At 54.5% G+C, this 23,626-nt stretch carries 17 protein-coding genes; 11 read left to right on the top strand and 6 right to left on the bottom strand.

The window, feature by feature from the left end; translation table 11 throughout:
- Window positions 1-2 precede the first annotated feature (2 nt).
- The 4 genes from GFR01_RS10200 to GFR01_RS10215 are packed head-to-tail and all read left to right on the top strand — an operon-like array spanning window position 3 to window position 3,529.
- Window positions 3-716 carry an SDR family NAD(P)-dependent oxidoreductase gene (locus GFR01_RS10200; RefSeq protein ID WP_099182366.1) on the top strand — a complete coding sequence of 238 codons (714 nt, stop codon included), beginning with the start codon at window positions 3-5 and terminating at the stop codon, window positions 714-716.
- Entirely contained in the window at window positions 713-1,030 is a 318-nt protein-coding gene (locus GFR01_RS10205) for a (2Fe-2S)-binding protein (RefSeq protein ID WP_099182367.1), read from the top strand. The genes GFR01_RS10200 and GFR01_RS10205 overlap by 4 nt, the downstream gene beginning before the upstream one ends.
- Window positions 1,020-2,426, top strand: coding sequence for an NAD(P)/FAD-dependent oxidoreductase (locus GFR01_RS10210; RefSeq protein WP_167384237.1), 1,407 nt, complete (start codon window positions 1,020-1,022; stop codon window positions 2,424-2,426). Before GFR01_RS10205 ends, GFR01_RS10210 begins: the two co-directional genes overlap by 11 nt.
- A complete protein-coding gene (locus tag GFR01_RS10215; RefSeq protein WP_099182369.1) occupies window positions 2,426-3,529 on the top strand; it encodes an NAD(P)/FAD-dependent oxidoreductase in 1,104 nt (367 codons plus the stop codon). The genes GFR01_RS10210 and GFR01_RS10215 overlap by 1 nt, the downstream gene beginning before the upstream one ends.
- 31 nt (window positions 3,530-3,560) lie before the next feature.
- Here GFR01_RS10215 and GFR01_RS10220 read toward each other — a convergent pair whose 3' ends face one another.
- Together GFR01_RS10220 and GFR01_RS10225 are read right to left on the bottom strand one after the other, a co-directional pair.
- Window positions 3,561-4,370, bottom strand: a complete 810-nt coding sequence (locus GFR01_RS10220; protein WP_099182370.1) for an IclR family transcriptional regulator — start codon at window positions 4,368-4,370, stop codon at window positions 3,561-3,563.
- A 1-nt stretch (window position 4,371) separates the two neighbouring features.
- On the bottom strand, window positions 4,372-5,658 hold the full coding sequence (locus GFR01_RS10225) for an MFS transporter (RefSeq protein ID WP_099182371.1): 1,287 nt from the start codon (window positions 5,656-5,658) through the stop codon (window positions 4,372-4,374).
- 246 nt (window positions 5,659-5,904) lie between these two features.
- Between GFR01_RS10225 and GFR01_RS10235 the strand changes: the two genes are divergently transcribed.
- Window positions 5,905-8,334 carry a TonB-dependent receptor gene (locus GFR01_RS10235; protein WP_244902246.1) on the top strand — a complete coding sequence of 810 codons (2,430 nt, stop codon included), beginning with the start codon at window positions 5,905-5,907 and terminating at the stop codon, window positions 8,332-8,334.
- Between the two features lie 248 nt (window positions 8,335-8,582).
- Here the strand turns inward: GFR01_RS10235 and GFR01_RS10240 are convergent, their stop codons facing one another.
- From GFR01_RS10240 to GFR01_RS10255, 4 genes are all read right to left on the bottom strand, one after another.
- The gene (locus tag GFR01_RS10240; RefSeq protein WP_099182493.1) at window positions 8,583-9,875 is read right to left on the bottom strand and encodes an NAD(P)/FAD-dependent oxidoreductase; all 1,293 of its coding nucleotides are present in this window, start codon (window positions 9,873-9,875) and stop codon (window positions 8,583-8,585) included.
- A 184-nt stretch (window positions 9,876-10,059) separates the two neighbouring features.
- On the bottom strand, window positions 10,060-11,451 hold the full coding sequence (locus tag GFR01_RS10245; RefSeq protein ID WP_099182373.1) for an NAD-dependent succinate-semialdehyde dehydrogenase: 1,392 nt from the start codon (window positions 11,449-11,451) through the stop codon (window positions 10,060-10,062).
- Window positions 11,452-11,672: 221 nt separating this feature from the next.
- Complete coding sequence (locus tag GFR01_RS10250; protein WP_063903898.1) at window positions 11,673-12,269, bottom strand: TetR/AcrR family transcriptional regulator; 597 nt, start codon at window positions 12,267-12,269, stop codon at window positions 11,673-11,675.
- Window positions 12,270-12,671: 402 nt separating this feature from the next.
- Entirely contained in the window at window positions 12,672-13,349 is a 678-nt protein-coding gene (locus tag GFR01_RS10255) for a helix-turn-helix domain-containing protein (protein WP_167384238.1), read from the bottom strand.
- A 336-nt stretch (window positions 13,350-13,685) separates the two neighbouring features.
- Between GFR01_RS10255 and GFR01_RS10260 the strand changes: the two genes are divergently transcribed.
- From GFR01_RS10260 to nirB, 6 genes are all read left to right on the top strand, one after another.
- Complete coding sequence (locus GFR01_RS10260) at window positions 13,686-15,776, top strand: TonB-dependent receptor (RefSeq protein ID WP_373317620.1); 2,091 nt, start codon at window positions 13,686-13,688, stop codon at window positions 15,774-15,776.
- Window position 15,777: 1 nt separating this feature from the next.
- Window positions 15,778-17,067: an MFS transporter gene (locus tag GFR01_RS10265; protein WP_099182375.1), complete on the top strand. Its 1,290-nt coding sequence runs from the start codon at window positions 15,778-15,780 to the stop codon at window positions 17,065-17,067.
- Complete coding sequence (locus tag GFR01_RS10270) at window positions 17,064-17,432, top strand: cupin domain-containing protein (RefSeq protein WP_099182376.1); 369 nt, start codon at window positions 17,064-17,066, stop codon at window positions 17,430-17,432. Before GFR01_RS10265 ends, GFR01_RS10270 begins: the two co-directional genes overlap by 4 nt.
- A 437-nt stretch (window positions 17,433-17,869) precedes the next feature.
- A complete protein-coding gene (locus GFR01_RS10275) occupies window positions 17,870-19,051 on the top strand; it encodes a nitrate/nitrite transporter (protein ID WP_099182377.1) in 1,182 nt (393 codons plus the stop codon).
- Complete coding sequence (locus GFR01_RS10280; RefSeq protein WP_099182378.1) at window positions 19,051-20,697, top strand: alginate export family protein; 1,647 nt, start codon at window positions 19,051-19,053, stop codon at window positions 20,695-20,697. The genes GFR01_RS10275 and GFR01_RS10280 overlap by 1 nt, the downstream gene beginning before the upstream one ends.
- Window positions 20,698-20,723: 26 nt before the next feature.
- The gene (nirB, locus tag GFR01_RS10285) at window positions 20,724-23,624 is read left to right on the top strand and encodes a nitrite reductase large subunit NirB (RefSeq protein WP_099182379.1); all 2,901 of its coding nucleotides are present in this window, start codon (window positions 20,724-20,726) and stop codon (window positions 23,622-23,624) included.
- Window positions 23,625-23,626 lie beyond the last annotated feature (2 nt).

Raw genomic sequence — 23,626 nt, forward strand, 5'->3', positions numbered from 1 at the left:
CGATGACGACAGATCGCTCCGCCTTATCCTCCAAGCGGGTTGCCCTGATTTCAGGCGCATCACGAGGGATCGGGAAATCCATTGCGGAACGTCTGGCAGCGGAGGGTTGGCTGATCAGCGCCGGGATGAGGGATGTCAACACAAGCTGGCTCTCTGCGCCGCACCTCACCTGCCCCTTTGACGCAGTTGATCCGGCGTCAGAAACTGCCTGGGTTGCTCGCACGATGGAGCTGTTCGGTCGGATCGATGCTGTCATCCTCTCAGCGGGAATTATGATCCCCGGCTCGATCCTTGAGACGGAAGATGCTGATCTTGAGAGGATGTTCCAGATCAACGTCCGCTCACCCACCCGGCTGGTGAAAACTGCATGGTCCGCCTTGGCCGCTGGGGGTCGCGGGCGCGTCGTGCTCCTTTCATCGATGTCCGGGAAACGGGTCAAGTCGGCTCGTTCCGGGCCCTACGCCATCACGAAGTTCGCCGTCACAGGCCTCGCTGCTGCCATCCGCCGTACAGGCTGGAATGACGGAATTCGTTCGATCGTGGTCTGCCCCAGCTTCGTCGCCACCGATATGACCAGTAACGTCGACGGCTGGGCACCGGAGGAGATGACACAACCCGTTGATATTGCAGCCATGATCGCCGCGACGCTTGATCTGCCCAATGCAGCCAGCGTCTCTGAACTCTGCTTTACCTGCCAGGATGAGGACATGGTATGACCCTGGCGCACGCCCGCTGGAAATCCTGTGCGCCAGACAAGGCACCTACTGTGCAGGTTTCCATCGATGGGCAAAAAGTTACGGCCATCGCCGGGATACGTGTGGCCGCATTACTGCTCCAGAATACGTCCGCTGAAACACGCCACAACCATGATGGCACTCCTCGCACGCCCTACTGCATGATGGGCGTCTGTCATGAATGCCTTGCCGTTATCGACGGCAAGACGACGGAGCGCACCTGTCTCATTCCGGTCTATAACGGGATGCGGATCACCAGATGTTCAGGCCCCTTTCAGCTCCCTGATGTTCGCTGACCACACCCACCCTGATCTCCTCATCATCGGTGCAGGACCAGCCGGGCTGAGTGCAGCATCAACCGCCGCCGCCTATGGGCTCCACACGGTCGTTATCGATGCTTACGACACCATTGGTGGCATGATCTGGCGGGGTATGAGCGGAGAGCTACGGGATCTGGCCCAGACGCTTCCCGGCATCAAAAATGCCGAAGCAACAGCGGAAATCCAGCGTTTCCAGGCTTCAGGCGTTCCTTTCTTCGGGCAAAACCGAGCCTGGCACATTGCAGATGACAAACGCGTTTTCGTCACCGGTCCGAAAGGAACCGGCAGCCTTTCACCTGCCCGCATTCTTCTCGCAACTGGAGCACAGGAACGCCCCTTTCCCTTTGAAGGGTGGACGCTGCCAGGCGTCATGACCATCGGTGCGGCGCAACTTCTGCTCAAGGCGTCCGCCACGGTTCCGGCGCAAGCCGTCTGGCTTTGTGGTCACGGTCCGCTTCTGCTGCTCTATGCCAACCAGCTTATGGCGATGGGCGGACAGATCGCCGGAATTCTGGACACGTCCGGGCCGCGCGCATGGGGGGCCATTATCCATGCCCTTCCAAAAGCGCTCTGGTATGGATGGCGCGACGTGGCCAATGGCATCCGTCTTACTGCCCGCATCCACTGCGCGAAAATTCCCATTTTCCACGGCATAGGCAATCTGCGCGCTCATGGGGACAACGCTCTCACCGCCATTTCATTCCGTGATGCCCGTGGCAATGCCCATTATGTCGAAACCCCGTGCCTTCTTGTCCACCACGGTCTTGAACCGGGTCTACAGGCAGCCCGCACAGCAGGCTGTGCGGTGACATGGGATGCGGAAAACGGGAATTTCCAAACCATTCATGATTTTTGGGGAGAAACGACCATCCCCCATCTGTTCATCGCCGGGGACGGCGCCAGCATTGGAGGCGCGCAGGCTGCGATCGCACGCGGACAGCTCAGCGCGCTGCGCATAGCCAACCAATTCGGCAAACTGAGCGATGACGCCCTTGTGCGGCAAGCCGAACATCCACAAAAAATACTTAAGGCCACTCGCGCCACCCGTAAGCTGATCGACGCCGTTTACCGGCCGGACACCAGCCACTTCACCCCCACCGACAGAACCCTGATCTGCCGGTGCGAGTCCGTCTGTGCCGGGCAGATCCGCGAAGCCATTCGCAGCGGATTACACGCACCCGATCAAATCAAGGCCTTTACGCGCGCTGGAATGGGCGCCTGTCAGGGGCAACAATGCGCGGGTTCTCTCAACGCAATGGTGGCACAGGAAACCGGCCGTCCTCCCGAAACCGTCAGCCTCTATCGCCGTCGTCCGCCATTCGCCCCCCTGACGCTCGGTGAACTTTGCGCCCTCGACGAGGAGGCAGGCTAATGGCTCTCCAGGTGGATGTCGCCATTCTCGGCGGCGGCCTGCACGGCCTGTCCTGTGCACTCCAGCTTGCCCGGCAGGGTGCTGAGGTCGTGGTGCTGGAGCGAGACTGGATCGGGCGCCATGCCTCCACGGCCAATGCCGGCGGGGTACGCACGCTCAACCGCGATCGACAGGAACTGGACCTCGGACTGGCTGCGCTCACCCTCTGGTCGTCGCTTCCTGAGATGCTCGACGAAGACTGTGGGTTCCGTCCGGTAGGCCAAGTGCGCATCGCACGCACGGAAACAGATTTTGCGACTGAAGCCGCCCGCGTGCAGGCCTTGCAATCCGATGGCTATACCCATGAGGAAATGATCAACGCAAATGATCTGAAAGCGCTACTTCCTCAGCTTGGCCCAGAATGCGCAGGCGCGTCCTATGCCCGTAACGACGGTGCAGCCGACCCGCACCTCACCCTGCGCGCCTTTCGCAGGGCAGCGGAGCGAGCGGGCGCACGAATGATGGAAGGTGTAACAGTTACGCAATTGAGCCGGCACAACACATATTGGGATCTCGACGGGATCGTCCATGCTCCAAACATTGTCGTCGCCGCTGGAGCCTGGAGCGGCTCACTGGCGCGCTCACTCGGAGACGAACTCCCTTCTCGTGTCCGCGCATCGATGATGACTGTAACAGAGCGAACGAGTCCTTTCCCCGGACCCGTCGTCGGTTGCGTCGGGGCAGCGCTATCCCTGAAGCAGACGACGGCCGGAACACTCGTGATCGGCGGCGGCGTTCAGGGCAGAGCAGATCTCAACACCGGGCGTAGTCAGGTGGACTTTGAGCGCCTCGCCATCGGCCTGCGTCTGCCACTACAGCTGTTCCCCTGTCTGGAGCATGTCCGAATTACCCGCTGCTGGACCGGGATCGAAGCCCTCACCCCAGATCATCTCCCGGTCATTGGCCCCTCACCCCGGAGAGAAGGAGTGTTCTACTGCTATGGTTTCTCGGGACATGGCTTCGAACTCGCTCCGATCACAGGGTTCGTCCTCGCCGATCTCATCGCTGGTCATGCCCCCAGATGGCCTTTAAAGGCCCTTTGCCCGAGCCGTTTCTGGAAATAACTTACGCAGGCGGCCCTGAAAAGCCACGGCATCAGGCAAGAAGCTCAATATAGCTGGCAATCTTTTCAACAATCTTCCCTGCTTCCCGATCCGATAGCGCCTCCGTCGGCTTGGACACGGTTACGGCGGCACAGCACGTCCCGTCTCCTTCCCAGATTGGCAGGGAAATACCAGACATCCCGTGCAGCACCGCGTTACGTCGAAAGTCATATCCTGTGTCGCGGACACGGCCCAGAAGCTCGCGCAATGCCGCGACATCCAAATTCAGTGCCTGATAGCGCGGCTCGTTTGCGCAGAGAATCGCCAACTGGTTGTCAGAGTTCTGGTTCGCCAGAATAACCGTGCTTCCCATGCCATAGCCCAGTGGCAGGCGCCCACCCAATCCATCATGACCTAGAACGGGAAGACGGCTGTCCGTGATATACATGTCGGTAATGATCGCATCGAGGCCAGAGCGCTCCAGCAAAAAAGCCGAAGCCTTGAATTCACGCCCCAGAGACGCAAGAGAAGACTTCCATTGGCGGATTCTTTCCACTGGGTTTGCCCGACGACGGCCGAGCGCCAAAGCTGCCGGCCCCAGACGATAGCGCCCCCGCTGCGCTGCCTGAGACACCAGTCCATGCCGCCGCAGCGCGAGCAAGGACCGATGAACAGCCGATTTTTCAGCGTCCACCATTTCAGCCAGTTTGCCCAACGCCAACCCTTCTGGCCCACAGGAGTTCAGCACGATGAGAAGTTGGGCGGCGCGGTCGGAATTCTGGGAATACTGGGCCTGGCTTACAGCCGCAGACACTTTTTCCCGCGACGTGTTTTCCTGAGTCAACAAAACCGGTGCTACCACGCTATGCTCCCTCGACTGGCCCTTCGATCGGGCGTTCCGGATGCGTGGCTGAACAGCAGACAGAACCGATCAGACCCGCCACGAACGGTAGAAGCAGAGCAGTCGACCAGCTTCCCGTCATCCTGACGATATACACCATGACAATCGGTGCAATACCACTAGCCGCATTTCCCCAGAATGTGGTCCAGCCTGCAACAAGACCTGTCTGTCCCCGCGTAAGATCCTGAACCGACGTCCAGATTGAGATCTGGCTTAGACCGGAGCAGCCCAGTGCAAAACTGAAGATCACGATCATCACCGGAATATTCTGTATATGATCGCCGATCAGAACCAGCGTACCGCAGCAAAACGTGCCGATCATGCCCATTGGAGTCCTGGCTTTCCAGAGTGACCGGGTGCGTCGGAGAACTAAATCCGCGATCATCCCGCTGAGGAAAACCGATACATAAAGAAAGGACCAAGGCATGGAATAAAGCCAGCCCATCGAAGTAAACTGAAGATGCCGGTGATCCATAAGATAAAACGGCATAAGCGTGAGAAAGAAAGACTGGATGGTGAGCAGGCACATGTAATGAATACCAATGGACCAGAACTGTCTTGACTGAAGAAGCTGCTTCATTGGAAGGCCGGGCAGTAGAGTCCTCTCCCCTTTGGCCACCTGTACTTCAGGTGGTCTATCGCGCATGAAAACAGCCCAGAGGCAACTCCAGATCACGCCACCAAATCCGAAAATATAAAAACCAAGCTTCCACGACCAGTGGGCCGTAATCTGCGTCAGAAGCGGGCCGCCAATCACAGAGCCCATGTAGAGGAAGCCCAGCAGGACAGCATTTGCTTTTGCCCGCCTGCCAGCGGGAAACCAGTTATTGATCGCTACAATACTTGATGACCAGTCGGGCGCTTGCCCCACACCCATCGCGAGCCTGACAACCATGAAACCGAAGAACGAACTGCATATAGGCGTCAGGATCGTGGCGATGGACCAGGCGAGGCAACCGACAAACAGGCATTTGCGCGGCCCATAGCGATTGACGAGTGCCCCAGCGGGGATCTGGAGCAATGCGTAGGTCCATAATACACAGGCGATGATAAGGGATATCTGAACCAGAGAAAAACCGAATTGCTGCTGAATGCGCGGAGCAGACAGTGTCATAGCCTGCCGGTCCAGCGACATGAGCAGATTAATCGGAGCCACAAGCGAGAAAAGAACGATCCAGCCCCTACTCCATGATGTTCGCACAGGCTTTTCGCCGCACGCGTCGATGAGGCCCGCATCAGTCTCTGTCACGCCTGTCCCCTTTTTCGAGCATCATACACTATGTCGAATTTATAACGGAACGTTCCGGATAGACATTATGACATGTTCAAAATCGGAACCTGTATATCAGTTATATCCCCAGCTTAGCGGAACGGGAGTCCTACAGGTTTTTGAATAACAGCTATGTATTGGATTTTTACGAACCCCAGAAGATGCTTTCCATATCGTAATGACAACCCCAGCCTGCGGCGAGTCCTGAGAACGGAGACCATGTCAGTGGCATCTTTCACATCTTCCAGAGGTCTGTCGGCAACTGCCCTCCTGCTCGCAGCAAGCGCGATGTCGCCCATCACCGCATTTGCTGCACCTGAGCCGCAGACCAATCATCCACGTACCAGACAGCCTGCGTCTACCCCTGCGACCCAAGCAGCGCCTGCTGCGGCCCATAAGAGAAATGCAACTGCCAAGGTACAGTCGGACCCTGAAGAAATTCATGTCTCCGCAGGGCGGAGAATGGCGGGTGGCTTCATGAAACGTCAGATTGCACCAGAATCGACAAGCTCCATTACAGCGGCTGCCATAGCGCGCAAGTCAGCGATTGCCTCGCCACTACAGCTCATTTCTACAATGCCAGGCGTCAATTATGGGACACAGGACGCATTCGGCCTTAGTATCCGTAATACGATTAGCGTCCGCGGTTTCCAGCAGACGCAGCTCGGGTACACGATCGAAGGCGCGCCAGGCGTCGATCAGGCCTATTACAACCCCTATACCGAAACCTACGCCGACAACGAAAACCTGTCGGACATCACACTCATCCCGAGCACCTCGCGCATCAATGATCCTGTGCAGTCCTCCTCGGGTGGAGAACTCATTGAAACAGTCCGCGATCCTTCGGAAAAAGCGGGGGGAATGATCTCCTATGCAGCAGGCTCCTATCGTTCGCAGCGCGTATTCGGTCGCCTCGACAGCGGGTATATCGGCCATTCCGGAATTCGTCTGTTCGGGTCCGCCTCTTACACGGCCGCCGATATCTTCGCCGGCTCCGGCCGCAGCAACAAGACACATGTTGATTTCAAAGCCATCAAGGAGTGGGGGAATGTTGGTCGCACCAGCCTTTTCCTGTCTTACGACGCCTGGAAAAATGCTCGAAGCAACCCCTATACTCTTGCTGCCTATGAGGCTGCTGCCCGTGTGAATAACAACTATTCCGCTGGAAACTACGCTTCGACCTACGTTCCCGGCGTGACGACCAATTACTGGAAAAATTACATCTACCACCGCAACAGCGTTCTGATTTCCCTACAGAACGAAGTCTCCCTCGGGCGTCATCTGAACCTCCACATCACACCCTATTTCCACTGGAATTTTTCCAACAGCCCAGGCCAGACATCTCTTAATCCCGCCTCGCTCTATTCCGGCGAGAACCCTGTCACGTTGGATACGTCGAACCTGACTGTCGTCAACGGGAACGTCAGCGGCCTCGCCAACACCGCACAGCGGGAATACGACACTGGCGTCAACACCTATCTCCAGTATGACCCGATCCACAGCAACCATTTGATTTTCGGCTACTGGTTCGATCACTGGAACATGGATGCGACGTCTGGCGTCACCCCTCTGGACATTCACGGCAACGCATCCAGCTATATGGGCAAGGATTTACTCTATGCCACAGATGGAAGTCTCATTGCCGGTACAAAGTACCAGATATCCACGATGATCAACGAATTTTACCTTTCTGACACGCAGACTTTCTTTAACGACAAACTGAAAATTACTGCGGGACTGAAGGAAATGATGTTTTACGTCTCCGGCACCAACCAGCTGGCCGGACCGCAATATCATTTCTCACAGGCGATCACACAGCCCATGCCGCGTGTGTCGATTTCTTACAACATCAACAAAGACATGCAGGTCTACATCAATGGTACCACGAATGCGCGTCCACCGGTGCCACTTTCAACCTACCCCAACATCTACAGCACAGCGACGGGGGCAATTTCTCAAAGCGGGTCGAACACTGCCCGTATGGAATATACGATCAGCGAAGAACTGGGCTTTCGTTATTACGGCGCATTCAATTTCGATGCGGCATTCTTCAATGCCAATCTGACAAACCATCAGGTCACGACGCAGGCCTTCATTAACGGTGCCTCAACCAACACTGCCATCGCAGCAGGCGGCCAGACTGTGCGCGGTGTTACGGCAGAAGCCTCCCTCCACCCGTATTACGGCTTTTCTCCTTATGTAAACGGTCAATATCTCCATTCCACAATGGACAACAACTTCACCACAGCGTCAGGGACCCTGCGAACCGCCGGAAAAATTGCTGTTCTCAGCCCCAAATTCATGGCCAACGTCGGCGTGATGTACACAAACGGACCGTTCTTCGCCAACGTGACATTCAAATATGTTGATTCCCAATATTCGAGCTTTATGAACGACCAGTCTATGCCCGCCTACAAGACCGTCGATCTGGGATTGGGCTATCATTTCCCGAAATGGTTCATTCTGCACGAGCCGGTACTCCGTCTGAACTTCATGAATCTGACGAACAAGGCTTATCTGGGTGGTGTCAGTACCGTCGTCGCCAATGCCCGGCCGGCCCGCGCTACCAATGGGCAGACCGTCGCGGCTTCAACTCCCGCCTACTTCCTGGCAGCGCCGATGACTTTCGTTATCAACGTTTCATCATCATTCTAACCAGAAACAAATTCAAAAGAGGAAAAGTCTTTAAGTTTAGAACAAGGATGATTTGCAATATCTGATTGTATTATAAGAATTTTTACCACTATCTTCAAGAAACCTGAATCCTTGAATATCAACAATAATATCTAACTCTAGAAGCAAGACTGATTTCAGGCGCCTATGACACTGCTAAAATATATCTCCAACCTATCATGGCTGTCGTAAGGAAAAACAACAATCAATGGAGAGAGTTTTAGACTGGTTTAATCCAGTCTAATCGATGGACGAACAAATGTTTCAACCCAGTTCGAATAACATGAAATAAGCCCACGATAGAGGCCAAACAACTCAACCTGATGCTGGCGATACAGCATGGCGTGCCCCAGACGTGCAGAAAGACCGTGCGATATGCCGCCTCCCCAGACCGTACCACCGGGCAGAGCAGCCCAACCATTATACTTGCCAAGTGCGACAATCGCACCTTTGTTGTGAAATACACATCCTGGAACCGGCTGTCCGTTTTCTATAAATGCAGGAAGGTGTCGGGCCAGATGACGCGCCTGCTGCCGCGCGACCTGGGCAGTTGCTGGCAACGGATCGTCTGAAATGAACGAGCAGTCTCCAACAGCAAAAATTCTATCATCGTCAATGGAACACAGATTGGGGTGCGTCAGGATCTGACCTGTCCGATTAAGCGGTAAACCGCCATAAGTTGTTGTAACTTGCGGAGCTTTGACGCCGGCCGCCCAGACACGAAGTTTCGCTGTCACATGACTTCCATCCTTAAGCGTGAAGCCTGTGGCGTCAGCAGCAGCAACGCGCGCGGAAGTCCGAACTGTCACACCAATGGACTCAAGCTCTTTCTGCGCAGCCTCAGAAACGGATTCAGGAAAAGCCGGTAGAATGCGGGCGCCAGACTGCAGCAATGTTACGCGCAGTTTGGGAGGCGGCCCACCGAATGCATGAAGATTGTACGGCCCGACAATCTCGAGCGCTTTATGCAGTTCGGCTGCAAGCTGTGTTCCAGTAGCCCCGCCACCTACAATCGCAATATCCAGCTCAGAATTATTGGCAAATGCTCTCAGAAGTTCCATGCGGAATTTCTCATTGAAAACATTGGCTTCCACCAGATTATCAATGGAAAGACAGTGGTCCTTGACACCCGGGGTTCCGAAGTCGTTTGCGCAACTGCCAATGGCAATAACAATGGTATCGTACCGGATACTACGGCTTTCCAGTACAACACTTCCGTCCGAGGCATGAAGCGGGCTTAACACAACCTCGCGTTTTTCGCGGTCAATCGAGACAACCTCTCCAGGCCAAAACTCAAAGTGATGTCCGCTTGCCTGAGAGATGAAATTCACTCGATCATTTTCATTACTGACCGTCCCGGATGCAAAGCAGTGCAACATTGGCTTCCAGACATGAGAAAAGCTTTTGTCAATCAGTGTGATCCGCGCTCTTCCATGCCTACCCATTGTTTTACCAAGACGCGTCGCAAGTGAAAGACCGGCTACACCTCCACCAACAATCAGAATTTCAGGTTTGGACGCCATACGTTTCAGGCCTCTTGCAAGGAGTATTCCAAAAGGAATTGATCTGGTTTTCGGGATTGTATTGAGCAGTTCTATGATCAGGATCTGTATTTTCTGGAAATACAGATCCTTTGTCACGTCCAGCTTCAAATTATTCGATAGACATGAAAAGAACTATTCCCCTTCTTTCCATGCCTCATTTACATCAAACTGGGGCGTCAATATCCACGATATTGATCAGCTTGTGATTAACAAACTCCTTGATACCCAGACCGATGAGTTCACGCCCGTAACCTGATCGTGCAATACCACCAAAGGGAAGATCGGCTTTTGGAATCAGAGGATGGTTCACAAAAACCATTCCCGTGCGAATTTTTGCTGCCACACGGGCACCACGTTCTTCATCGGCCGTGAAAATAGCGCCACCCAGACCGTAGGGAGAATCATTGGCGATGCGAATGGCATCGTTTTCGTCTTTTGCACGGTACAGCTGTGTGACGGGGCCAAAGAACTCCCAGTGGCGAGCTTCGTTGTTTTCGTCCAGACCGGTCATCAGAAGCGGTTGAAAGAAAGCCCCTTTCTCAGGAACCGGCGCTCCTATGACTTCTACCTTGGCACCATGCGCCTTGGCTTCTTCCACCTGCTTTTTCAAATCGTCAGCAGCCCCCTGTGAGGAAAGCGGAGCCAGTGTGGTGGAGGGGTCCATCGGGTCGCCTGCCTTCAGTTCAGCCACGCCCTTTTTGTAAATTTCGAGAAAGCGGTCATAGAGAGTATCGGCGACGATGATGCGCTTTGCTGAAACACAGACCTGGCCAGCGTTCCAATGACGCCCCATGACAGCCCATTTTGCAGCTTTTTCAACATCTGCATCATCAAGAACAATGAAGGCATCCGCGCCACCGAGTTCCATTGTGGCCTTCTTGAGCGCCTTGCCCGCTGTGCCGGCAATGACCACACCAGCCCCCTCGGAACCTGTCAAAGCCACGCCACAGACACGAGGATCGTTCAGGATCATCGCAGTATGAGGACGCGCTGCATAAAGGTTACGAAATAGCCCTTTGGGAAGACCAGCTTCAATCATCAGGTCTTCGCAAATTGCTGCGCATTGCGGCAAGTTGGACGCGTGCTTCAGCAGGACGGCGTTTCCTGCTGAAAGCTGGGGAGCAATAATGCGAACAACCTGGTAAAATGGAAAATTCCAAGGTTCGATGGCCAGCACAATGCCAAGAGGCTCGTGCACCAGGATTGCCTTTCCTTCGGCAGGGTCCGCAACCGGAAGAACTTCCGGCTTCAGAAGCTCTTCCGCGTACTTGGCATAGTATTCAAATATTTCTGCCGAAAGAATGACTTCTTTTTTGGACTCTTCAAATATCTTTCCCATCTCAAGCGTTCCAAGCCGGGCATACTTATCAATGTCCCGACGCAGGATTGCTGCCGCAGCTGCCATGACATTGGCGCGGTCTTTGAAAGATGTTTCACGCCAGCTTTCATAAGCAGAATGTGCTTCAGAAAGTGCAACCTGAACTTCTTCATCTGTCGCATCTGCAAATGTCGCAACGACTTCGCCCGTATAGGGATTTGTGCTTGCGTAGGCCATCTTTACCTCAGGCTGTAGGAAATGCAGGAAAGAACCGGAAAACGCCGGTTCCTGCTCTTTCGCAGAGAAAAAACGCTGGAGCGCTGACCATAACGAGCATCATGAAGGTCGACATTTGTATCATCACACCTGTTTCAGCCATATAGTTGACCGGTCTACTATTATTAGACCGGTCAACTATATGGCGTCTTCACAAAAGCTTTGGCTCAGTGCTGCCGCTGTCAGGTATGATCCAAAACCCTTTGAGTCGCCACCCAAGCTGTATCAAATGGATGTGATGACCGTGTGATCTTCACCATGAGTGTTGCTCCCAACCACCCTTGGTAAACGGCTGCAGCTAAGGTTCGGGCCTCGGCGTTCGAGCGAATGGAGCCGTCTTTCTGACCTCGCAACATCAAGATCGTAATGCGCTCAATGGCAGCTTCTGTTCCAGCTTCAAGCACCTGCCGCATGGGTTCCGAGAGATCCGAAATTTCCGCACCAAGCTTTACAATCAAACACTTATCGCCAACTTTTCCGTCGACATGAGTGTCCCACCAGAAACGACAATACGCGAAGAGCCGTTCTGCGCCCGAGCCTTCGGGTTCCATAAAAAGATGATCCATGTTCGCCAGGTAGTCGGACACATATTGCCGGAGAAGCTCCTCTCCAAATGCTTCCTTGGACTCAAAATAGTGATAAAATGACCCCTTGGGGATTTGGGCAACCTCAAGGATTTGTGAAATTCCAACGTTAGAAAACCCACGCGCACCAATAAGAGGGCGCGCCGCTTCTACGATATGACGTCTTGCTGCATCTTGTTTGTCTGCAATCTTCATTCCGATCTTCTGACAGTTTGAGCGAACATCGGTCAAGAATATCTTGCCTTTATCCCTAGGCGCCCAGTTCCTCCCAACAGTCCTGCCCTTTCATGAAAATAACGGGGGAACGCATTGGACATGTCAGTTTTTTCCAGACATTTGGTAAAATCCACTGATATCGGGCGTTATACATAACCAGGGCATCATCCGGCCTTCTGCGTTTACCAACCAATTACCGACGGCAGAAAATAGGCAGACTCATTCGCGTAAAAACAGTTCATGACAATATGGGACAAAGACAAGCCTTACGTCTTTTAGCTTATTAATAGAAGTACAAATATTTCTTGGTATTCCAGTCTTCTTCGACAAACTTCAAAAAAGGAAGTTGATAAAAATTTTGACCGATATCAAAAGTAGTTTTTATAATATTTGGCACTGCCATTTTCTTGGAGTACATCCAAACTGCTTCTGAAAAGCCGCACTAAAGTGGCTTACATTGCTATACCCAAGCTCCATTGCTGTTTCTGTTACATTTTTCTGTTGCAGTAAATGGCGTGCATGTTCCATCCGATGCATCTGGTAAAGAGCGTAGGGTGCACACCCAAACTGCTGGCGGAACAGCTCCTTGAAGCGCGTCTGGCTGAGGTCGCACATCGCTGCCAGTTGCGGGATCGTGGGGGCCTGATCAAAGTGTTTCAGCAGAGCCAGCCGTGCATTTTCGAGAGACGCCGTAGTCCTCGCATTCAACTGCGGTAACTTCATGTTCCTCGGCGTAAAGGCATGCCCCAGTGTGGTCATTGCCAATCCGTAGCCGACTAACATGTCAGAGCCGCGAGCCTGCGAGCAAGAACGTTGCGTGGCACGCAAATAACCAAAAAGTTGTCTGGCCGTTTTTATGACTGGGTCCTGAAGGCCCAATGATCGTGTCTGGATGCCAGAAAGAGATTCAATCTTCAGCTGTTCAAGGAACAGCGATGGAACATGGATTTCGAGAGCGGAAAACTCTGCACTGTTCTCAAATGTAAAACTCTCAGGAGATGTATGAGCCAGGACAAGATCACAGGCCTGGAAATAATGGCTCTGACCGCCTGCCTTCATACTGCATGCCCCTGACAGAATGACCGTGCAACGGGTTGTCAGGCCAGGCTCGTCGAAATAACCGCTCAACTCATCCGCCCGAGCTGCCACAAACCCACTCGTCTGCAGACCTCCGGGAAAGCACTGCGAGTGCGGATACCGTAGGGATGTCCCCGCAACACGGTCCGGGTGCGGTTGATGAACCTGGGTTGAGCTGACGTCTGCCATCAAGGAGCGGCCTTTCCTGTCCGATCGGGGTAAACAGACTGATCCGGGTAGCGAAGATAATAAGAATTATTATCATCACGAACCATGAATAAAAACCTCCCCCTTCCAAGGCTCAGGAACAGCTCCCGTGTGCGGAATGTCAGTTCCTTGACCTTCGTTTGTACGGCTCTGACTGCGCTGCCTGTCTCTGGATGGGCGGCACAAGAACCAACAGTAAAATGCGTCCACAAACCCGGAGGCAGCCCCTCAAATCCTGCAGCTCGATGTCTGAACACCAAGGACACTCTCACTGTATGGGGCAAGCGCTCTGCCTTTACTTCCCCCGTCAGCACAACCCGTATTTCTGCCCAGGACATGCAGGCTTACAGAATGCAAACTCTGGGCGACATCGCTGAACGGGTTCCCAATCTTTCTTTCACCAACACAACGGCCAACAATCCCGTTCTGATGGTACGTGGGCTTGGTGGCACGGAAGATGAAGGGCCTGTACTTTACACGACAGTTCTGATTGATGGCGTACCTGTCCCAAGTTTTGCCATGGGACAGATGTTCGATTTCAGCAATGTGGACGTCCTGCGCGGCCCTCAACTTACGGAGGGCATCAATGCATTTGGCGGTATGGTCTCAGCCCAGTCACGTGATCCAGGAAACCGTTTGGCGGGAGCGCTGGATTTCGAATACGGAACCGGAAACCGTAAACGGGCAACATTTTCGGGTGATCTTCCCATTAACGCTTCCACCAGCCTGCGCCTATCGGTCGGCGGAGAAACTGCTGATGGCTACATCCATAACCGCGCCCTGAACCGGCGTGATACAGGGGGGTGGCACGGCTGGTTTGGCCGCATCAAGCTACTGCACAAAGATAATGCCGGAGGAGAATGGCGCTTCAGCCTGCATCATATGCTGAACCACGGCGGCAATGATTACTTTGAAACTCCAGAGAATGCCCGTAACCACGTTTCCTATAATACATCGGAAGGTGTGAACGATACGGAGTACCTCATCGGTTCCGCGCAATACCACCGGAAGTTCAGCCAACACGCCATTCTCGATGTTACGTTCGGAGGGACTTCCACCGACTGGCGCTACAGCAACCCCTACTCCGTTTTTTCCGCCAACTCCGGCTTTACGTTACCAACACGCCAGATTGGCGGTTCCGTCATGCTGTCAGGAACCTCCAGAACCCTGGACTGGAAAGGTGGGATCTATGGGCAGCAGGTCAAACGTTGGGCACCCTATGATTTTGACATGTCGCCCTACTATGCCAGCCGCACGACTGCGACATTGGGAACAGCCAACGTCGCCTTCATGGGTGAACTGGGCTGGCATTTTTTGAAGAACTGGCGTCTCGTGCCCTCACTGCGTATCGAGCATGTTGATAGTTCTCTCAGCAACTGGACTAGCTCCATGAGCGGAGACACGCCCTACGTCTACAGCATGCAGGAGAGCCTCCCCCGGCAGACGCTTTCCAAGACTGCGCCTCTCCCCGGCCTGAAACTTGAGTACACTCCCCAGCCTTCCGGGAAGCTGAGCCAGTTCGGGTGGTTAAGCTATTCACGCTCACTTCTGCCTCCGAACTACAGCCCTTACGGGTCCTATGGCAGCACGGTTTCAGTGCCTTATGCCTCCAGTTACGGCAATAATATTGAATTGGGTTACCGGCTCGGAGATCTCACGGGTCGATGGTCCGTGGAAGCCACGGGCTTTGCAAATTTCCTCTCAAACCTTCAGGTTTCCGCAACCAATGGCGCAGGGGAATCCCTTATCGGGACAGCCGGCACCGCACATTCACGAGGTATGGAAGCAACAGCACACTGGAAGCCGCTCGACACGCTTCAGCTTAACGCTTTCCTTGGGCTAACTTATGCTGCCTATGATCGCTTCGTGTTCGGTGGCACGGATTACAGCGGCAAACAGATGGCCGGGACGCCACGGAGCAATTTCGGCTTCTCGGGCGAATGGCATCCTGCTCCCGACTGGACCGTCAACGCAAGCGTTGTGCGGCGCGGACGGACAACACTCTACCCCAGCAGCAGTATCCAGAACGCACCTTATGTACTCGTTGATGCGCAGATCGAGAAACGCTGGAAACACTGGACTGTAGCGCTTTACGGACACAACCTGACCAACTCGAGCTATTTTACACGCGGTCTGTCAGGTGGATATGTCGTGGCCGCCAATCCGCGTCAGCTTGGCTTCCGCGTCGGGGTGAATTTCTGACATGGAGACCGCATTATACTCCAGCCAGAATATTGGAACCGGAGACGAGGCCGGAAAAACGCCCTTTAGGCGTTTTCTGGCCATCGGATTCATGTATGGCGCTCAGGGCATTCCAGCAGGCTTGGCCTTCAACGCGTTTGCAAGCATTCTGCGCCACGGCGGCACGCCCTTGAAAGAGATTGGCCTGACAGGACTGATATTTCTCCCTTGGGCATTGAAATGCTTCTGGTCCAGCTTGGCCGATAATGCTGGCAAACGATGGGGTTACGGAAATCTCGCAGTATGGACGCATGTGTCAGCCGTGGTTGTCTGCCTGCTTCTGGGATTCGCCTCCCCTGACCGGTATTTTCTGCTGGCCCTGTCGGGCATCCTGCTTCTGAACACGATTTTTGCCACGCAGGATATTTTCACAAATGCCTGCGTCGTATCCCATATGAAGGGCCGCGATGCCGGACTGGCCAATGCTCTACAGGTTATTTCATTTCTGCTGGGTATGGTGGTTGGTGGGACAGGATCGCTCTTCATCTATGAGCGCTTCGGCTGGTCCGGCGCCATGTGGGGGATGGCGTGTGAACTCTCCATTCTGTGGTTGGCACTTCTGCCATTAAGAGCCTGCATCGAACCGGCCAATATCTCTCAAAAACCATCTCGATTCATGGATCTCTTTCAACAACGGGGATTTCTCTGGGCATTCCTGATGGCCATTGCCTTCAAGTTTGCAAGCTCCTCCATTGCCATGCTGCTTCAGCCCTGGCTGATCGACAGGTCTTTCAGCCTGGAGTTTGCCGGAACACTACAGATGTCCAACATCATCTGTGGGGCTCTGGGCGGAGCGCTCATTGGTTTTCCGTCCGTCAGATTTCTGGGATGTCGTCGCGCTGTGGGTGTGCTCATCTGGCCCTCCACTCTTCTACTTGGAGCCCTCGTGCTTCTACAGGCTGCGAATATTGCAACCCCGGCGCTTCTATATATAGGCCTTGGCGTAGAAAATTTTATTGATGGAGGGTTTTATGTCTCCGTCTGGGCCACGCTCATGAATTGGTCTTCGGAAGAAAGACCCGGAATGGACTACAGCTTTCTCCAGTGCGGGGAAAGTCTGGCGAATGTCCTCGCTGGCATCTCGATTGCTCCACTAGCATCTGTCGTCGGATACAACAGAAGCTTTCTGATTACATGGATCGCTGGTGCATTCACGCTCTTGCTTGTGGTGTCAGTAACCAGAAAACTTGCGGGCCTGTGTGGTAGCAAGCCGTCCTCTATGCAAACATCCAATAAATTGAGACACTCATGACTATCTTCAATCTCCCTAAAGAAGCCGCCGATCTATCGGTTATTGATATCGAAAAAAAAACAGAAACCGTTTCGTCAAACGGGCTCAAAATGCTTTTCCCGTTTGGAACACATGACGTTGGACTTTTGCGTTTCAAGGGTTCTACCCCTTGGGAAGAACACCCCAACGATGAATTTCTTCTTGTGGTCGAGGGAGAAACAACGCTGACTCTTCGCACGGAAGATGGTGAAGCCAGCTCCACAGCAACGCAGGGAGACGTTCTGGTTATTCCGGGAAAGACCTGGCACCGGCAGGATGCCCCGGTTTCAGTAACTCTGATGTTCATCACCAATCATGATGGCAATCGCCATCAGGCTGCTTCTTAGACTTCAAATTTATAGCCAGATCATGACGGTGACGACATGACAGATGTCTGGTGAAAAGACGGTCGGGCATCTGTCATCGTGTATGACGTCATATCGCCATGGTTGCCTAACACCCATTGCATTTCTTTCAATTCGTAATGCTTTCTTTCCTTCCACGATTTACGTTCCAACAGGGAACGTCCTGCAATATTCCTTCCGGGAACGCGGGGGAAACTGAGTGTCGGTCAGAGCTGACCCAGAAGAATATTATTATTTTGACATCGGATCATTCCATAATATAGTGTTCTTCCTGCAGTATGATGACACTTCGTCAGTGGCGGTGAGGTGTTAGGTTTGTCCGGTCAGGACAGAGACGCATGGGGTGGATCAATGGCGGTCCACTGGCCCCGAAAGGGCGATGAAGCAGCTTTATTCGATGCTTCATCTGGAAACGTATTGTGGACAGAGGCTTCCTGAAAGCCGGGCACGCACCAACCCTGCTGGCCGCTTTTCTGTATTTCGACGTCTCATTCATGATCTGGGTGTTGCTGGGCCCTCTCGGCATTGCCATTGCGCATGACCTGCATCTGAATGCCGGGCAGAAAGGCCTTCTTGTCGCAACTCCAGTCCTGGCTGGGGCCGGGTTTCGCGTGCTGGCAGGTGGCCTCGTGGACGTGTTCGGACCTCGCCGTGTTGCGATTGCCGCACAGCTTACGGTCATTATCGGCCTTGCCCTGACTTGGTACCTTGCGCCGCATACCTACCCCCAGATGTTTGGGCTTGCGGGTATTCTTGGCGTTGCAGGCGCGTCTTTCGCAATTGCTCTTCCCCTCGCCTCTGTCTGGTATCCCCCACATTATCAAGGCACCGCGCTCGGTATTGCTGGCGCAGGCAACTCAGGAACTGCTCTGGCTTCCCTCTTTGCGCCTGGACTTGCGGTTCTGGTCGGATGGCGCAATGTCATAGGACTTGCGACGCTTCCGCTCATCTGTGTTCTGCTGCTTTTTCTCGTTCTGGCCAAAGAACCTGCCAATCGACCGCCATCCCCCGGCCTGCGCGCATGGGGCCCCGTTCTGGGGTCAGTCGATAGCTGGTTGCTGATGTTTTTTTACAGCGTAACCTTCGGAGGTTTCGTTGGTCTTGCGTCGTTCCTGACCATCTATTTTAATGACCAGTACAACCTTTCACCCGCACTTGCCGGTGCATGCACGGCGTTTGTCGTTTTCGTCGGCTCTTTTGTGCGGCCGGTTGGCGGAGCTTTTGCCGATCGCGTGGGTGGGACAAAGGCTCTGACCGTTCTGTATGCAATCGCAGCGTTCTGCTTTGGCATCATCTCTCTCGGGCTGCCGACGATTTATCTCGCCTTCCCGGCATTCTTCTTCGGGATGTTGACACTCGGTCTGGGAAATGGAGCCGTCTTCCAGCTTGTGCCAACCCGTTTCCCACGTCAGGTCGGCATTCTGACAGGCTTGGTTGGAATGGCTGGCGGTGTTGGCGGATTTTATCTGGCCCTGTCACTTGGTGAAGCCCGGCAGATCGTCAATTCCTACGGGCCTGGATTTCTTACCTTTGCCGGGATTTGCCTGATTGCCTGTCTCTCCGTTGGTCTGTGTCATCGTCGCTGGATGGAGAAAGCATGATGGCTGGCCTCTCCATTTTTACTCCCCGTCCCTATGCCCCAGTTCTGGCAGGTCTCGCATTGGGAGCGCTGGCATTCTCCAGTTCTTTGAAAGCTGACGATAGCCCTCCCTCCAGCACGAAAATTCACCCGACCGGAACATCAAAAGTAAAAGCAGTCAGCCAGACGGTTTATTCTCAGCAGACCCGGCCTCTCCACTCCCCGGACTGGGGCGTTTTCAATGCGGGGAACGGAGCCGCTTCCGGTTTCGGGTCAATGGCGGGCTTTGGTCAGGTTCGTTGGGCGGAAGACTGGAGCGATATTGTCAACACGCCGCCAGAACAGCGCAGAAATGACTGGTTCAATCGCCTGAAATACATTCGTTTGAATGAGAGCGGAAGTATCTGGCTGTCTCTGAACGCGGAGGAACGCTTCCGTTACATCTATGAAAATCAACCCTTGATGGGAACGGCAGGCAAAACCAACGCCAACCGTATTCTTCTTCGCAATCTGTATGGCGCGGATCTCCATCTGGGGGAGCATGTCCGCGCCTATGCCGAGTTTCTGTATGGCATTGCAGGGGGCTCTAATACGTATGGTTATCAGACAGGCGTTCAAAGAGAGCGACTGGATCTGCAGCAGGGTATTCTGGAAATCAAGAGTAATATTCTGGGTGCCAAGGCAGGTATTATTGGCGGTCGTCAGGTATTCCTTGATACGCCAGTCTTCATGCAGTCTGCCAGAGACCTGACCAATGCTCAGCAAACCTGGGACGGCTTCCGTGGCTATGCCATCTGGAAACGTTTTCGGGTGGATCTGTTCGATTTCATGCAGACCAATAAATTACCAGACGCTGTCTTTGGGGACGGCACGAACTACAGTGCCCGGATGTATGGCGCCATGACGTCCACGGCGCTTCCTGCATTCAGAGCCATGGGAAAGAAGAGTCAGCTTTTCGCAGACGTCTTTTACATCGGCTATCTCTACAGTGGCTCCACTGCATCTATCCCGACGACAACGGGTACAGAGGCAGGTTCCAGCCGCCGAGACAATGTCGGCATGCGACTATGGGGAAATGTCGGCCCTTTCTCGACGAGTCTGAGCGGTGTGTTTCAGGGAGGCCAGTTTCGGCCAGCACAGGAAAGCCAGCCAACCCGCGCCGTACGGGCTTATGCCGTCAATGCATCTCTGCTGTATAACCGACCCGATCTTCCGACAAAGCCAAGCGCTGGCCTTCAGGCAGACCTTTTCTCCGGCGGTTCGTACAAGAGCAAAGATGGAGCAATCGGAACATTTGCCTCCCCCTATTTTCCCCTGCCGTACTACAATGACGTCACATTGTCCGTGACGTCCCAGAACCTGATTGGTGTAGGGCCTCTCGCAACGTTTGCCCTACAGAAAAACCTCCACTTCAAGCTGCATGTTCCTTTCTTCTGGCGGGAAAGCACACAGGATGCGGTTTATGGCACAGGCAAGATCTATTCCTGGCGCAATGGGTTATCCGGCGGCTTTATCGGAGCTGCTCCCCAGACGCAGCTTGCCTGGAATTTTGCTCCGCACTGGACCTGGACGCACGACATCGTGGGCTTCATCGCGTCCCGTAGCATGCACGCAGCAGGCGCAAAGAGCGACGCATTCTACATGCAGACCCTCGAATTCAAGTTCTGACCATGACTGACCCACAGAACGGACGGATGACCATGAAAGAAAACATCATCATCATCGGCAACGGGATGGTTGGACATTACTGCGCCGAGCAGCTCGTCATGCACGGACTGCATGAAACGCATCAAATCCATGTCTTTGGTGCTGAACGCCACCATGCCTATGACCGCGTTCATCTGACGGAATACATGACGGGTCAGGATGCGCTGGCCCTGCGTCTGCATGAGGAAGATTTTCACTCGGCTCACGGCATCACCATGCATCTGGGTGTTCCTGTCATGCAGATCGACCGTGACGCCAGGACCGTTGAAAGCGAGGAAGGCGTCCTGCCCTACAGCACCCTGATCCTGGCGACCGGTTCCACGCCCTTCGTACCGTCAATCCCGGGCAATACCGGAACTGCGGGACTGGTCTACCGAACCCTTGAAGATCTGGACGTTATCCGGGCTGCAGCCGAAGGAGCTCGCCACGGAACTGTCATTGGTGGGGGCCTGCTTGGTCTGGAAGCCGCTCACGCCCTGAAACTTCTTGGTCTGGAGGTCAGCGTCGTCCAGCTTGGAACACATCTGATGTCCGCACAGCTCGATGAAGACGGAGGACGCGCCCTCCGCAGACGTATCGAGGCACTCGGGATTGATGTGAGAACATCCCATGCGACCAGAGAAATCGTTGCAGGGGAGCAGCATCGTCATCGTCTGATATTTGCAGACAGTCCTTCGTTTGAAACCGATATGGTGGTCTTTTCCGCAGGCATCCGCCCCACGGATCAACTCGGGCGGGCCTGCGGGCTGGCTGTGGGAGCCCGTGGCGGCATCGTGATCGACAATCAGTGCAGGACGTCCGATCCGGACATTTTTGCCATAGGCGAATGCGCCCTCTGGCAGGATCAGGTCTTTGGTCTGGTCGGGCCGGGATACACCATGGCGCGCACTGTGGCCTCCCTGCTGGCCGGAGAAGACGCGGCCTTCACGGGGGCGGACATGTCTACCAAGCTCAAGCTTCAGGGCGTGGATGTCGGCTCGATCGGCGATGCACATGGCCGTGAGCACGGCGCGACGAGCTATCGCTTTATCGGCGAAGCAGACGGCTCCTATCGCCGCCTCGTTCTCTCTGCGGATGGCCAGCGCGTGACAGGGGCGATCCTCGTCGGAGACAACTCCTATTATGACACCATCTTTCAGTATGTTCAGAATGGTATCAAGCCGCCGGCTGACCCTGCTGTACTGATCCTGCCGCGTGGTGAAGGGGCAGAACTCCTGGGTGCGGATGCCCTGCCCGATACGGCCATGATCTGCTCCTGCCACAACGTCACGAAAGGCTCGATCTGTAACGCTATCGACGCGGGATGCGCTGACCTTGCTGCGCTCAAGCAGGGCACAAAAGCCAGTACAGGCTGCGGGGGCTGCGCAGCCCTGCTCAAAAGCGTGTTCGAAACGGAACTGGCAGCCAGAGGCATTGAGGTCGATCACAGCCTCTGCGAGCATTTTTCCCATACGCGTCAGGAGCTCTATTCCCTGGTTCGTGTCCATGGAATCCGCAGCTTTGAAGAGCTGATGGCGCGCCATGGTAACGGGGGTCTTGGCTGCGATATCTGCAAGCCAACCGTTGGCTCGATCCTGGCCTCTGCGTGGAACAAACCCATCACAGACCCGCTCTATATTCCTTTGCAGGACACGAACGACACGTTCATGGCCAATATGCAGAAGAACGGCACTTATTCCGTGGTTCCCCGCATTGCTGGTGGGGAAATTACCCCAGACAGACTGATTGTCCTCGGGCAGGTCGCAAAGAAATATGGCCTTTACACCAAAATCACCGGTGGCCAGCGCGTCGATCTGTTTGGAGCCCAACTGCATCAGCTTCCTGAAATCTGGGGAGAGCTTCTGGATGCAGGATTTGAGACAGGGCACGCCTATGGAAAGTCTACCCGGACCGTAAAATCCTGCGTTGGCAGTACATGGTGCCGTTATGGGGTGCAGGACAGCGTCGGCAAAGCGCTGGATCTGGAGAACCGTTACAAGGGGCTGCGTTCCCCACACAAGCTCAAATTCGCCGTATCCGGCTGTACCCGTGAATGCGCCGAAGCACAGAGCAAGGATGTGGGCATCATCGCCACGGAGAATGGCTGGAACCTGTATGTCTGTGGCAATGGCGGAATGCGTCCTCGCCATGCAGAGCTGTTCGCGACCGATCTCGATTCAGAAACGCTCGTGAAATACATCGACCGGTTTCTGATGTTCTACATTCGCACCGCAGACAAGCTCCAGCGCACGTCTGTCTGGCGGGAAGGCCTGGAGGGCGGTCTGGATTATCTCAAGGACGTCATCATCAAGGACAGCCTTGGCATTGCCGAAGAGCTGGAACGTCAGATGCAACATGTGGTCGAAACATACCACTGTGAATGGAAAGATGCCCTGACGGACAGCGAGAAGCTCAAACGCTTCCGCACCTTCGTCAATGACAGCCGCCCCGATCCAAACGTTCAGCTTGTTCCTGAGCGGGATCAGGTCAAGCCAGCCCCAAATCAGGCGGCCGTTCCTGAAGAACCCGGCCCTGTGGAGTGGACAGCCCTCTGCAACACCAGCGATCTGGTCCCGAAATCAGGCGTGGTTGCTTGGTATGAAGGTGCACAGATCGCCCTGTTTTACCTGCCGGAAACGGAAACCACGATGGCTCGTGTTTTTGCCGTGGACAACCATGACCCGTTCTCGAAAGCCAATATCATCGGGCGCGGCATCATGGGGGACCTCCGGGGGCAGCTCGTTGTCGCTTCCCCGCTTTACAAACAGCACTTCAATCTGGAAAGCGGGCTCTGCCTTGAAGATCCCAGCAAATCCCTGCGGACCTGGGAGGGTCGCCTGACAGCGGAGGGCAAGGTTGAAATCCGCGCCAGAGTTATGGAGACCACCGCAGAACGTCTTTCCGCCTGACA

Source organism: Gluconobacter frateurii (genome assembly GCF_002723955.1).
In the GTDB taxonomy this organism is placed as follows: Bacteria; Pseudomonadota; Alphaproteobacteria; order Acetobacterales; family Acetobacteraceae; genus Gluconobacter; species Gluconobacter frateurii.

Excerpts from the sequence above, each read along its gene's own strand:
- GFR01_RS10200 (WP_099182366.1), top strand. The coding sequence starts at position 3 with ATGACGACAGATCGCTCCGCCTTATCCTCCAAGCGGGTTGCCCTGATT.
- GFR01_RS10205 (WP_099182367.1), top strand. The coding sequence starts at position 713 with ATGACCCTGGCGCACGCCCGCTGGAAATCCTGTGCGCCAGACAAGGCA.
- GFR01_RS10210 (WP_167384237.1), top strand. The coding sequence starts at position 1,020 with ATGTTCGCTGACCACACCCACCCTGATCTCCTCATCATCGGTGCAGGA.
- GFR01_RS10215 (WP_099182369.1), top strand. The coding sequence starts at position 2,426 with ATGGCTCTCCAGGTGGATGTCGCCATTCTCGGCGGCGGCCTGCACGGC.
- GFR01_RS10240 (WP_099182493.1), bottom strand. The coding sequence starts at position 9,875 with ATGGCGTCCAAACCTGAAATTCTGATTGTTGGTGGAGGTGTAGCCGGT.
- GFR01_RS10245 (WP_099182373.1), bottom strand. The coding sequence starts at position 11,451 with ATGGCCTACGCAAGCACAAATCCCTATACGGGCGAAGTCGTTGCGACA.
- GFR01_RS10250 (WP_063903898.1), bottom strand. The coding sequence starts at position 12,269 with ATGAAGATTGCAGACAAACAAGATGCAGCAAGACGTCATATCGTAGAA.
- GFR01_RS10255 (WP_167384238.1), bottom strand. The coding sequence starts at position 13,349 with ATGAAGGCAGGCGGTCAGAGCCATTATTTCCAGGCCTGTGATCTTGTC.
- GFR01_RS10265 (WP_099182375.1), top strand. The coding sequence starts at position 15,778 with ATGGAGACCGCATTATACTCCAGCCAGAATATTGGAACCGGAGACGAG.
- GFR01_RS10270 (WP_099182376.1), top strand. The coding sequence starts at position 17,064 with ATGACTATCTTCAATCTCCCTAAAGAAGCCGCCGATCTATCGGTTATT.
- GFR01_RS10280 (WP_099182378.1), top strand. The coding sequence starts at position 19,051 with ATGGCTGGCCTCTCCATTTTTACTCCCCGTCCCTATGCCCCAGTTCTG.
- nirB (WP_099182379.1), top strand. The coding sequence starts at position 20,724 with ATGACCATGAAAGAAAACATCATCATCATCGGCAACGGGATGGTTGGA.